The sequence below is a fragment of the Flavobacterium tistrianum genome (assembly GCF_003254545.1).
GTDB lineage: Bacteria > Bacteroidota > Bacteroidia > Flavobacteriales > Flavobacteriaceae > Flavobacterium > Flavobacterium tistrianum.
This window is the reverse complement of sequence record NZ_QJRH01000061.1, coordinates 16,721-29,130: the sequence shown is the minus strand read 5'-3', so window position 1 is coordinate 29,130 and position 12,410 is coordinate 16,721. Positions and strand designations below refer to the sequence as shown.

The following is a 12,410-nucleotide window of genomic DNA, read 5'->3' as shown; positions in this document are numbered from 1 at the left end:
CTTCGCCTATAGAGACGAAGCTTTTTTTTATGCTTTCTTCATCTTTAATGTCTTAATGGCAATACCTGAGATCTAAAAAATTATCGCAAAGAACGCAAGGTTTTTTTCACTCTTAAACCTTATAAAAAAGACAAAAGTTCGCAAAGCTTTGTCTTGATTTAGCTTTGCGAACTTTATTTTTTTAAAGTATTCTTAGATAAAAAACTTAGCGTTCTTTGCGGTAAAAATATTTTATTGCACGGGCGGAGGGATTCGAACCCCCATCAACGGTTTTGGAGACCGCTATTCTACCCTTGAACTACGCCCGTAACTTAAGGTTGGCAAATTAAGAGCTTTTTTTCTTCACCAGCAACTATTTTAAGAAGAGATTTTAAAAGAAAACCCTTTAAATCTGCGGGATATAAAGCAAAAACTTTTATCCCAGACAGTTAGCCTAACAAAGTTTTTTTCAATCCTTCGAAATCTACAGAAACCTGTTCTCCTGTCACTAAATTTTTAAGCGTATATGAATTTGAATTAATTTCCTGATCACCAACCAATACTGCAAATGGAATCAAACGTTTATCCGCATATTGAAATTGTTTTCCAACTTTTACATTGTCTGGATATAATTCTACTTTTATATTTTCTTGTCTCAATTTCTGAATCGCTTTTGAAGCATATAAAGCTTCTTTGTCTCCAAAATTTAAGAATATTGCTTTTGAAGTCGCTGCAACGGTTTCTGGAAACAATTGCAATTCTTCTAAAACTAGATAGATTCTATCCAATCCAAAAGAGATTCCAACACCGCTCATATTTTTCAATCCGAAAATACCCGTCAAATCGTCGTATCTTCCACCACCGCCAATAGAGCCCATTGCAACTGTTTTTGGTGCTGCAACTTCAAAAATTGCTCCGGTGTAATAATTTAAACCACGTGCCAAAGTCACATCTAAATCTAAAGTTGCTGTTGACAAACCTAAATCGGCAACATTATCACAAATAAATTTAAGCTCTTCAACACCTTTCATTCCTTCTTCAGAAGAAGACAATAAGTCCGAAAGTTGTGCAATTTTGTCTGCAAAAGTTCCTGAGAAACTAAAAAGCGGCTGCACTTTTACCAACGCTTCTTTAGAAATACCTTTTTCGATCATTTCTTTTTTAACGCCGTCTTCTCCAATTTTATCCAATTTATCAAGAGCAACTGTAAAATCAATTAATTTATCAGAAGCACCAATAACCTCAGCGATTCCGGATAAAATTTTTCTGTTATTGATTTTAATTGTAACACCTTCTAAACCTAAAGAAGTAAAAACCGTATCGTACAATTGAACTAATTCCACTTCCTGCCAAAGTGATTTTGAACCAACAACATCGGCGTCACACTGAAAAAATTCTCTAAAACGGCCTTTCTGCGGATTATCAGCTCTCCAAACTGGTTGGATTTGGTATCTTTTAAAAGGAAATTCAATTTCACTTTGGTGTTGAACAACGTATCTTGCAAAAGGAACTGTCAAATCATAGCGCAACGCTTTTTCAGAAATTTTTCCTGTGAATTTATTCAGTTCGATTCTTTGTTCAAGACTTATTTTTTCAGCAGAATTTAATTGTAATTCTTCAATAGATTCTGGCAATTCGATTTTACTTTTATTGTAGAAAAAGTTCCCAGAATTTAAAATTTTAAAAATCAGACGGTCTCCTTCTTCTCCATATTTCCCCATTAAGGTATCTGAATTTTCAAACGAAGGCGTTTCGATTGGCTGAAAACCAAATTTCTCGAAATTAGCTTTTATGGTTTGAATAATATATTGACGTTTTGACACCTCTGCTGGTGAAAAATCTCTTGTCCCTTTTGGTATACTTGGTTTTGAAGCCATCTTCTTTATTTTAGATTATTGATTTTAGATTTTAGATTTCCTTTGAAAACTAAAAGCCTAAAATTCTTTGACATTATTTCTTTTAATTTTTAAGCGAATGCAAATATCTTACTTTTTAAAATAAATAATAACACTTCGAAAACAAACTTGTAACAAAAACCGTATTTTCGTGACAAATTGGTCATGATGCTAAAATTATTTAAAGAAAATATCCGAATTGCTTTTGGTTCCATCAAAACCCAAATTCTGCGTACTATTCTTACCGTTTTAATTATTGCTATCGGTATTACCGCTCTGGTAGGCATCCTTACTGTAGTTTCTGCATTAGAAAATACAATTTCTACCAATTTTGCATCAATGGGAGCTAATACTTTCAACATTAACCAATACGAAAATACGGTTCGAAATCGTGGCGGAAAGGAGCGCGAAATCATCAATCCAATTATTTCTTATCCTGAAGCTGTTGCTTTTAAAAATAAATACAAATATCCTTTTACAGAAACATCTCTTTCTTTTACCGCAACCTCAAAAGCTGAAGTAAAATATTTAGACACCAAAACAGATCCTGAAATTACAGTGGTTGGTGTTGACGAACATTTCATTTCCAATTCAGGTTTAGAAACTACTTTAGGTCGTTCTTTTAACCAATTTGACATTGACAATAATACCTATTCGTGTATTGTTGGTTCTGATTTTGAAAAAGGGCTTTTAAAGGATGTAAATCCGATAGATAAAATCATCTCGATTCGCGGAGCACGATTTAAAGTTATTGGTGTTCTAAAAGAAAAAGGTTCTACTTTTGGAAATAGTCAAGATTTACGTGTTTTGATTCCGATTCAAGTTGCGAGGTCTTTGTTTTCCGCGCCAAACATCAACTATACAATCAGTGTGATGGTTTCTAAAAAAGAACTTTTAGACGAAGCTGTCGACAATGCTACAAGCACCATGAGAAGGGTTCGTAAACTGAGCCCTGTAAGAGACAATAATTTCGCAATTGGACGCAGTGACGATTTAATAAACCGAATTTTAGGAATTACCAAATATCTGGGCTGGGCCGCTTGGATTATATCCGTTATTACCATTTTAGGATCTTCTATAGCTTTAATGAATATTATGATTGTTTCGGTTACAGAGCGTACGCGCGAAATTGGCGTACGTAAAGCATTGGGAGCAAAAAGATCGACCGTTGCTTTTCAGTTTTTTATCGAAACTTTATTGATCGGACAAATTGGAGGTTTGGTTGGAATCGTTTTGGGAATTCTGCTTGGTTTCGCTATTGCAACCGCCATGAGTTTCGTTTTTGTGATTCCGTGGATGGCGATTTTTGCCGCATTTGCAACCAGTTTCTGTGTTGCTCTAGTTTCAGGCTTGTATCCTGCCATTAAAGCCTCAAAATTAGATCCTATTGAGGCGTTGCGTTACGAATAACTTCATACTCACTTTCCTGCAAGGTTTCAAAAACCTTGTAGGTTTAAACTATAAATATTCTAAAAAAAAGACCTACAAGGTTTTTGAAACCTTGCAGGAAATCATGCGATCATTGTCATAAATATCTTTTCTAAGCTCGACGTTTTCGAAACTCATACTTTCGAGCAAATCAATCATTTCTTTCCCAAGGTATTGGTTGATTTCAAAATATAATTTTCCTTTTTCTAGAAGAGCATTTTTTGCCAATGAAGCAATTTTTCTATAAAAAATCAAAGCGTCGTTGTCTTCCACAAAAAGAGCTAAATGCGGCTCATAGTCCAAAACATTTTTTTTGATTTCTTCTTTTTCTAAATTTCGAACATACGGCGGATTAGAAACAATGATATCAAACTGGCATCTTAATTCTTCTTCTTTTAAAATATCCAATAATGCAAAAGTCACTTCGACATTATTTCTCACAGCGTTTCTTTTAGCCGTTTCAATTGCTTTTTTAGAAACATCAATCGCCACAACTTCTGCATTTGGAATGTTTTTCGCCAAAGAAATAGCAATACAGCCACTGCCCGTTCCTATATCCAGAATTCGTATTTTTTTTGACTTTTCTGTACTTATATTTTCATTAATAATCCATTCTACCAATTCTTCCGTTTCAGGCCTTGGAATTAAAACATTTTCATTTACTTCAAAATCCAAACCGTAAAAATTAGTTTTCCCAAGCAAATACTGAATGGGAACTTCTTTTTTAAGGTGTTGCAGCAATTCGTCCCATATTATAAAGTCATTCTCATCAAATACAAGTTCATGATTTAGAGCCAAATCAATCTGGCGAAGCTGATGCTTATCTTCTAGAATCAAATAAAAAAAGCTTTCCGCTTCGTACGCATCGTAAAAAGGAGATAATTCTTGAATAAAATGAGTACGATATTGTTTAATTTTCATTTTTATTTTTTGGCATTTCATCAGTCAAAAACTGACATTTTAAATCTCAATAAGTCTTACCGATTTAAATTTGTTACATTAAAACTACAAAACTTTCAGCATCCATACAGGACAAGAATTGTGACCAGTGCAACCCATTGGAGCATCTAAATATTCAAAACCAGATTTTTTATAAAGCTTTTGTGCGGCGTGCATAAATGGCATGGTTTCTATGTAACATTTTTTAAAACCAAAAGCTCTAGCTTGTTCCAGACATTTTCCCATCATTTGCGTTCCAATCCCTAAACCTCTTGTTTTTGGGAGGAAATACATTTTCTGTAATTCGCAAATTTCAGGGTCTCCATTTTCTAAAGGCGCGATTCCAGCACAACCCACAATTTCCCCATCACTTTCAACAACGAAATATATCGATTTAGGCTTATTATATTCTTCAAACATCAAATCGAGATAAGGATCTTCGTATGCGGTTCCTACTTTTGGAATTTCCATTTCATCAAAAACAGATCGTATCAAACCTGCAACTGCCTGATTGTCTTCTTTTTTAATTGCCCGTATAAGCCAATTTACCATTTTTTCTATTCTAAATCATTATAAACACAAAAGTAAAGATAGTTTTGAATACTATTATTACTATCGGGATTGTTTCACAACTTAACTCTTTTCAGTTAATGATAATCTTAAAATTAACTACTTTTGCACTGTGAATATACATGAAAAATATATAAAACGTTGCATCGAACTGGCACAAAATGGACTTGGAACAACCTATCCGAATCCAATGGTTGGTAGCGTTATTGTTTATGAAGGTCAGATTATCGGTGAAGGCTGGCATAAGAAGGCTGGTGAGCCTCATGCAGAGGTAAATGCCGTAAATTCTGTAAAAGATAAAACGCTGTTGAAAAAGGCTACAATTTATGTAAGCTTGGAGCCTTGCAGTCATTTTGGAAAAACTCCTCCTTGCTGTGATTTAATAATTGCAAATGAAATTCCGAATGTGGTTGTCGGCACGGTTGACCCTAACGAAAAAGTAGCTGGAAAAGGCATTTTAAAATTAATTGAAGCTGGAGCCAATGTTACGGTTGGTGTTTTAGAAGATGAATGCAACGAATTGAATAAGCGCTTTTTTACTTTTCATCAGAAAAAAAGACCTTACATAATTTTAAAATGGGCAGAAAGTCAGGATGGTTTTCTGGCTCCAGAAAAAGAAATCGATCAAGAACGCAAGCCAATTTGGATTACAAATCAATATTCGAGACAATTGGTGCACAAATGGAGAACAGAAGAACAGGCAATTTTAGTTGGAACACAAACTGTAGTTGATGATAATCCGAAATTAAATGCCCGAGATTGGGACGGAAACAATCCGACAAGAATTGTTATAGATCGAAATAATAGAATTGATCCAAATAGTTTTGTTTTTGATGATACTGTGAAAACTATTATTTTTTCTAGTGAAAAAGAAAAGTCATCAAAAGAAAATACGCAGTTTGAGGCAATTGATTTTAGCAAAAATATTGTCCCTCAGATTTTAGATGTTTTATACCAAAATCAAATTCAATCTGTAATTATTGAAGGGGGAAGACAAACTCTTCAATCTTTTATTGATGAAAATCTTTGGGACGAAGCACGAATTTTTATTGGAAAAACAAGTTTTGAAAAAGGAACGAAAGCTCCAGAGATTTCAAGAAAAAACAGCATCAAAACCAACATTTTAAGCGACGAACTAAAACAGATTAAAAATCATGATTAATGCGATAATTTTTGACTTCGGAGACATTTTTATCAATTTAGACAAACCTGCCACGATTTCTGGTTTACAAAAATTAGGAATGACGGAATGGAATAACGAATTTGATCAATTAAATCTTTCTTTTGAAGTAGGTGCTATTTCTCCAGAAGATTTTGTTGGTGGTTTTCAAAAACAATTGCCCAATGCTTCGAAAGAAGAAATCTTAAAAGCTTGGAATGCCGTTTTAGCAGATTTTCCTTTTTATCGTTTGGAATTTCTTCAAGAATTATCAAAAAAATACCGCTTGTTTCTTCTAAGCAATACCGATTCTATTCACATTAATACATTTGAAACAAAAAGTGGCGTTTCTTTTTACAAAGATTTTTATGCTTGTTTTGAAAAAGTTTATTTTTCTTTTGATATCGGAATGAGAAAACCTGATCCGAAAATTTATCAGTTTGTTCTTGAAGAAAATAATCTAATTGCCGAAAACACCTTATTTATTGACGACAAGACAGAAAATACCGATAGCGCTGCAACTTTAGGAATTAGAGTCTGGAATCTTCAAGTTGGAAAAGAAGATGTTGTAGATTTATTTAACAAAGGATTATTATAAAACATTTATTTCTCGTCGAAAAAATATTTTGCCACAGATTAAAAGGATTTTCACAGATTTTTTATGTAAGCAAAAGAAAAATCCTTTCAATCCTTTTAATCTGTGGCTAAAAAACTTAAAGCTTAACTTTTGGAAATTAACGATACTTATCAAACTATTGCAACTGCATCTGAAGAAATACTGTTTAAGGAAAAAGGCAGTAAATTCTTTGGTTATGCATTTCCGATAGATCATGAAGACGAAGTAAAACCGATTATTGAAGACCTCAAAAAACAGCATCCGCACGCGGTGCATTATTGTTATGCGTACCAATTGGGTGTGGGAAATAAAATTTCGTATCGTGCTAATGATGATGGTGAACCAAGCAACACAGCCGGAGCACCAATTTACGGACAGATACAATCTTTTGGATTAACTAACGTTCTAGTTGTAGTCGTTCGTATTTTTGGCGGAGTAAAATTAGGCGTTGGCGGTTTAATTTCGGCATATCGAACAACTGCACAACAGACTTTGGAAATTTGCGAAATTGTTGAAAAAACTATTGATGTCGAATTTTTAATTTCGTTTGATTACAAAAACATGAATAAAGTAATGCGAGTGATCAAAGAAAAGAAATTAGAAATTGTGTCTCAGGAAATGGAAATGGATGAAGTTTCTGGACTGCCAATTGGCAAAATTGTGACAAAAACGAGAAAAAAAAATGCCGAAACGGTGTTCAGCATTTTTGATTTAATGTTCGAAATTGATATTAAAATTATATAATTTAACATCAAAAAGAGGGTTGTTTTAACACTTTTCATCAAGTGATTTGAATATGTCTAAAATGTATTCTGGAGGAGCTGTTGGACGACCCGTTTTTAACGCAACAAATACTAAAATAAACGTCGCAGTTGTTAATAACTCATTTGCCTCATTATAGATTGCGCAGTCAAATTCGATCTTCACAGAAGAGTGACTTTTGAATGTCGTATGAATTGTCAAAAGTTCGTCGTATCGCGCCGATTTTTTGTAGTTGATATTCATATTGACAATTGGAAGACCAATACCGCTTTCTTCCATACTTTTATACGAAACCCCTTTATTTCTAAGCCATTCCACGCGTCCGATCTCAAAATAAGGCACATAATTTCCGTGATAAACAACTCCCATTTGGTCAGTTTCTGAGTAACGAACTCGTACTTGAGTCTGGTGATTTTTCATTTATAAAATATTAAAAAAATTCGAATTTAAAAAGGCTCTTTACAACTTTTTTTTATAAAATTAGATGCCGAAATATTTTTTTTTACAGAAATTTGTTCACATATTTGTTATCCCGAAATACGGAATAAAATTGCTCCATTTTTATTAGGAGAATCTTTATAACAATAATAAAAATTTATCTGAATCTATGACTAAAACTGCTCAATCGGTATGGGAAAACTGTTTGTCCTTTATAAAGGATAATATTCAAGACCAAGCATATAAAACTTGGTTCGAACCAATCAAATCAGTTGAGCTAACCGATAACGCATTATACATTCAGGTTCCAAGTAAATTTTTCTACGAATGGCTCGAAGAGCATTACGTAAAATTATTGAAAGTTGCGCTTACCAAAGAACTGGGAAAAAACGCAAAGTTACTCTATAAAATTAAAATGGAGAACACTTATGGCAATAAACAGCCGTTTACCGAGCAGCTGCCAAGTGCCAACAGAGTGCCAATGAAACCGCAAGAGGTTGACGCTCCGTTTAAAAACTTAAATCCTGAACTTAAAAATCCTTTTGTAATTCCTGGGATTAGAAATTTAAAAATTGAGTCTCAGTTAAATCCGAACTACAGTTTTGACAATTTCTTAGAAGGAGATTCAAATAGATTAGCTCGTTCTGCTGGTATGGCAGTTGCCAACAAACCAGGAGGAACTTCATTTAACCCGTTATTGATTTTTGGAGGAGTTGGTTTAGGAAAAACGCACTTAGCGCATGCTATAGGTGTAGAAGTAAAAGATAAATATCCAGAAAAGACCGTTTTATATATTTCTGCTGAGATTTTCACGCAACAATACATTGATTCTGTTAAAAAGAATAATCGTAATGATTTTATTCATTTTTATCAGTTAATCGATGTTTTGATTATTGACGATGTTCAATTCTTATCTGGAAAATCAGGAACACAGGATGTATTCTTCCACATTTTCAACTATTTGCACCAAAACGGAAAACAAGTAATCTTAACTTCAGATAAAGCTCCTGTTGATATGCAGGATATTGAGCAAAGATTATTATCTCGTTTTAAATGGGGATTATCTGCAGAATTGCATCAGCCTGATTACGAAACTCGCATCTCAATCTTAAAAAACATTTTATACCGTGATGGTGTAGAAATGCCAGAAGATATTTTAGAATATGTTGCAAGAAACATTAAATCTAATGTAAGAGAACTTGAAGGCGCTATTATTTCGTTAATCGCTCAATCTTCTTTCAATAAAAAAGAAGTTACGATCGAACTCGCAAAAAGTGTTGTAGAGAAATTTGTTAAAAACGTAAAGAGAGAAATCTCAATCGATTATATCCAAAAAATTGTTTCAGACTATTTCCAATTGGATATTGAAACACTTCAATCTAAAACCAGAAAGAGGCACGTTGTGCAAGCTAGACAACTAGCAATGTTCTTTGCTAAAAAATTCACTAAAGCTTCTTTGGCAAATATTGGTTCACAAATTGGAGATCGTGATCACGCAACTGTTCTTCACGCTTGTAAAACAGTCGATAATTTAGTTTCTACAGACAAACAATTTAAAAAATTTGTCGAAGACATCAATAAAAAACTAACGCTTTAAGACGTGCCATGCCTATAAAAATCTTAATGGTTTGTTTAGGAAATATTTGCAGATCTCCTTTAGCAGAAGGGATTTTAGCTTCTAAACTACCCGAAGATAAATTTTTGGTCGATTCGGCCGGAACAGGTTCTTGGCATATTGGACATTGTCCTGACAAACGCTCTATTGAAGTTGCTAGAAAAAACGGAATTAACATCAGCGCACAAAAAGGTAGACAAATTCAAGTTTCTGATTTTGATGAATTCGATTATATCTATGTAATGGATAATTCGAATTTTCGCGATGTTGTCCATTTAGCTAAAACTCCTGAACATAAAAATAAAGTCCGTTTAATTTTAAACGATTTATTCCCAGACGAAAACGTAGACGTTCCTGACCCTTATTATGGCTCTGCAAACGGTTTTGACAACGTTTACCAAATGCTGGACGAAGTAACTGATCTAATTGCAGATCAGCTTCTTAAAAAACACTCCTAATTCGATTCAATTGTTTCTAAAAAAGAGATAATTGAATTTTTTAATTTTAAACAAAACACATTATGAAATCTTTCGGAAAATTATATTTAATTCCAACCACAATGGGCGAAAGCGATCCGATGGATGTTTTACCTCAAACCGTTAGAAGAACGATAGAAGTTATCGACCATTATATTGTTGAAAACGACAAAACTGCAAGAAAATCTATAAAAGCAGTTTATCCTGAAAAGAAACAATCTGAACTGGTTCTTTTTACTTTAAACAAAAGAACAGAAACCAGCGAACACAATGATTTCATTAAACCTTTACTAGAAGGAAAAAATATGGGATTAATGAGCGAAGCGGGCTGTCCCGGAGTTGCAGATCCAGGTGCTGCAATTGTAAAGTTAGCTCACGAGAAAGGAATTCAAGTTGTACCTTTAGTCGGTCCTTCTTCTATCCTACTAGCCATGATGGCTTCTGGAATGAACGGACAAAGCTTTACCTTCAACGGATATTTGCCAATTGACAAAGACGAAAAAAAATCAGCAATTCGTCATTTCGAAAAATTATCTTATGATAAAAATCAATCGCAACTTTTCATTGAGACGCCATACAGAAACAATAAACTGATTGAAGATCTTTTGCAGATTTTAAGTCCTGCAACTCATCTTTGCATTGCGGCAGATATTACTTTGCCAACAGAATTCATAAAAACGATGAAGGTTTCTGATTGGAAAAAATTAAAAATTGACATTGATAAACGCCCTGCGATTTTTATTATTCATAAAATGTAAGCTAACCATAAAACCGTCATAATGAAAAAATTCATTCTTCTAGTTTTGATTTGCTTTGTACAAAATACTTTTTCACAAAGCACCAAAAAGAATTCTGCAACAAAAACTTCACAAACAAAAAACTCAGAAACACCAATTGTTAAAGTTAATACAAGTAATTACTCTGATGCAGATTTAATAGTAGATGAACCGAATCCCTCTTCATTGGATATAAAAAATGACGACAAAACAATTTATAATACCGTAGGCTTAGATGTAAAACCAGATTTTCCTGGAGGAATAGAGAAATTCAACAAATTTTTTTACAACAATTTTCATTATTCCGATGAAGAATATACCTCTTTGAAAGGAAAAAAAATTTACGCAACGTTTGTGGTTGAACAAGATGGAGCATTAACAGATATAAAAATCATTAAAGATGCTGGCTATAACACAGGAGCCGAAGCAATTCGAGTTTTAAAAAAGTGTCCAAAATGGATTCCCGGAGAACTTAAAGGCAAAAAAGTTAGAGCTTTATACTCAATAGCACTAACAATAAATTAGCAAGTGCAACACTCATAAGTTTTTCCCTAACCAAACTTTATCATGAGCAAACTCCCAAACGTAATCACAAGCATTTTTACGGTAATGTCAAAAATGGCAGCTGAATATAATGCAATCAATCTTTCGCAAGGATTTCCAAATTTTTCTGTAGATGAAAGATTGACCGATATTGTTGCGAGATTAGCTAAAGAAAATGTGCATCAATACACACCAATGGCAGGTTATCCTCCGTTGATGAATAAAATTGCGAAATTAACTCAGGATTCTTATAACAGAACAATAAATCCAGATACAGAACTTTTGGTTACAGCTGGAGCGACACAAGGAATTTTCACCACAATTTTAGCTTTAGTAAAAGAAAATGACGAAGTAATTATCCTTGATCCTAGTTATGATTCTTATGAGTCACCAGTTTTACTTTGCAAAGCGAAACCAGTTCGAGTAGCACTGAACGACGATTATACTCCAAATTGGGATAGAATTGAAAAAGCTTGTTCTGCCAAAACCAGAATGATGATTATCAATAATCCACATAATCCGACAGGAAAAATTTTAACTGAAAATGATTTTGTACAGTTAAAAAATCTTCTTGAAAAATATCCAGACATTATCGTTTTGTCTGATGAAGTATACGAATACATTACTTTTGAAGAAAAGCACATTTCGGCACATACAAAAGATTTTCTTTTAGACCGCTGTGTAATGGTTTCTTCTTTTGGAAAATCATTTCACATAACGGGCTGGAAAATTGGCTATACCAGTGCTCCAGAACATTTAATGAAAGAAATCAAAAAAGTGCATCAGTTTTTGGTTTTCAGTGTAAACAGTATTTCTCAGTTTGCAATTAACGAATATCTTGATGTTGTCGATGTCAATATTCTTGGAAAATTTTATCAGGAAAAACGAGATTATTTTCAGAAACTACTCCAAAATAGCCGTTTCGAACTAAAACCTTGTGAAGGAACTTATTTTCAAGTCGCTTCTTATGCCAATATTTCAAATGATGACGATGTTACTTTCTGCAAAAATCTAATTATCGATCATGGTGTTGCTGCAATTCCAATTTCAACCTTCTATTCAGACCATAAAGATCAAAAATTAATTCGTTTTTGCTTCGCCAAAGACAACTTCACGCTTGAGTCTGCAGCGAAAAAATTATGTGATATATAAAATTTATTGAAATTTTATAACATTATTATGCGTGCATCCTATTTTATTTAATTAATATTGTA

The 12,410-nt window shown here is 33.4% G+C and carries 13 protein-coding genes and 1 tRNA gene; 9 read left to right on the top strand and 5 right to left on the bottom strand.

Translation table 11 applies throughout. The features are described 5' to 3' along the window. Positions 1-237 precede the first annotated feature (237 nt). Positions 238-308: transfer RNA gene (locus DMB71_RS04020), tRNA-Trp, on the bottom strand. A 120-nt stretch (positions 309-428) separates the two neighbouring features. After that, a complete protein-coding gene (gene hisS, locus DMB71_RS04015) occupies positions 429-1,856 on the bottom strand; it encodes a histidine--tRNA ligase (protein WP_111363905.1) in 1,428 nt (475 codons plus the stop codon). A gap of 183 nt (positions 1,857-2,039) precedes the next feature. On the opposite strand from hisS, the gene DMB71_RS04010 reads away from it, so the two are divergent. Further along, positions 2,040-3,284 (top strand): ABC transporter permease, encoded by a 1,245-nt coding sequence (locus DMB71_RS04010; RefSeq protein WP_162614778.1) that lies wholly within the window; start codon positions 2,040-2,042, stop codon positions 3,282-3,284. Positions 3,285-3,356: 72 nt separating this feature from the next. Here the strand turns inward: DMB71_RS04010 and prmC are convergent, their stop codons facing one another. Beyond that, entirely contained in the window at positions 3,357-4,223 is an 867-nt protein-coding gene (gene prmC, locus DMB71_RS04005) for a peptide chain release factor N(5)-glutamine methyltransferase (protein WP_111363903.1), read from the bottom strand. A gap of 84 nt (positions 4,224-4,307) precedes the next feature. Then, positions 4,308-4,793 carry a GNAT family N-acetyltransferase gene (locus DMB71_RS04000; RefSeq protein WP_111363901.1) on the bottom strand — a complete coding sequence of 162 codons (486 nt, stop codon included), beginning with the start codon at positions 4,791-4,793 and terminating at the stop codon, positions 4,308-4,310. A gap of 130 nt (positions 4,794-4,923) precedes the next feature. Between DMB71_RS04000 and ribD the strand changes: the two genes are divergently transcribed. The 3 genes from ribD to DMB71_RS03985 all read left to right on the top strand — a co-directional run bounded on the left by ribD (position 4,924) and on the right by DMB71_RS03985 (position 7,330). Beyond that, a complete protein-coding gene (ribD, locus tag DMB71_RS03995; protein WP_111363899.1) occupies positions 4,924-5,973 on the top strand; it encodes a bifunctional diaminohydroxyphosphoribosylaminopyrimidine deaminase/5-amino-6-(5-phosphoribosylamino)uracil reductase RibD in 1,050 nt (349 codons plus the stop codon). Further along, positions 5,966-6,568 carry an HAD family hydrolase gene (locus DMB71_RS03990; RefSeq protein WP_111363898.1) on the top strand — a complete coding sequence of 201 codons (603 nt, stop codon included), beginning with the start codon at positions 5,966-5,968 and terminating at the stop codon, positions 6,566-6,568. The genes ribD and DMB71_RS03990 overlap by 8 nt, the downstream gene beginning before the upstream one ends. 129 nt (positions 6,569-6,697) lie before the next feature. Beyond that, positions 6,698-7,330: an IMPACT family protein gene (locus DMB71_RS03985; protein WP_111363896.1), complete on the top strand. Its 633-nt coding sequence runs from the start codon at positions 6,698-6,700 to the stop codon at positions 7,328-7,330. A 24-nt stretch (positions 7,331-7,354) separates the two neighbouring features. On the opposite strand, the gene DMB71_RS03980 is transcribed toward DMB71_RS03985, so the two are convergent. Further along, entirely contained in the window at positions 7,355-7,768 is a 414-nt protein-coding gene (locus DMB71_RS03980; protein ID WP_008467980.1) for an acyl-CoA thioesterase, read from the bottom strand. 187 nt (positions 7,769-7,955) lie between these two features. On the opposite strand from DMB71_RS03980, the gene dnaA reads away from it, so the two are divergent. The 5 genes from dnaA (at position 7,956) to DMB71_RS03955 (ending at position 12,348) form a co-directional block, all read left to right on the top strand. Continuing rightward, positions 7,956-9,383 carry a chromosomal replication initiator protein DnaA gene (gene dnaA, locus DMB71_RS03975; RefSeq protein WP_095931847.1) on the top strand — a complete coding sequence of 476 codons (1,428 nt, stop codon included), beginning with the start codon at positions 7,956-7,958 and terminating at the stop codon, positions 9,381-9,383. A gap of 8 nt (positions 9,384-9,391) precedes the next feature. Continuing rightward, positions 9,392-9,859 (top strand): low molecular weight protein-tyrosine-phosphatase, encoded by a 468-nt coding sequence (locus DMB71_RS03970; protein ID WP_111363894.1) that lies wholly within the window; start codon positions 9,392-9,394, stop codon positions 9,857-9,859. A 62-nt stretch (positions 9,860-9,921) separates the two neighbouring features. Continuing rightward, positions 9,922-10,635, top strand: a complete 714-nt coding sequence (locus DMB71_RS03965; RefSeq protein WP_111363892.1) for an SAM-dependent methyltransferase — start codon at positions 9,922-9,924, stop codon at positions 10,633-10,635. Between the two features lie 21 nt (positions 10,636-10,656). Then, positions 10,657-11,178: an energy transducer TonB gene (locus DMB71_RS03960; protein ID WP_111363890.1), complete on the top strand. Its 522-nt coding sequence runs from the start codon at positions 10,657-10,659 to the stop codon at positions 11,176-11,178. A gap of 42 nt (positions 11,179-11,220) precedes the next feature. Continuing rightward, on the top strand, positions 11,221-12,348 hold the full coding sequence (locus tag DMB71_RS03955) for a methionine aminotransferase (protein ID WP_111363888.1): 1,128 nt from the start codon (positions 11,221-11,223) through the stop codon (positions 12,346-12,348). Positions 12,349-12,410: the final 62 nt, after the last annotated feature.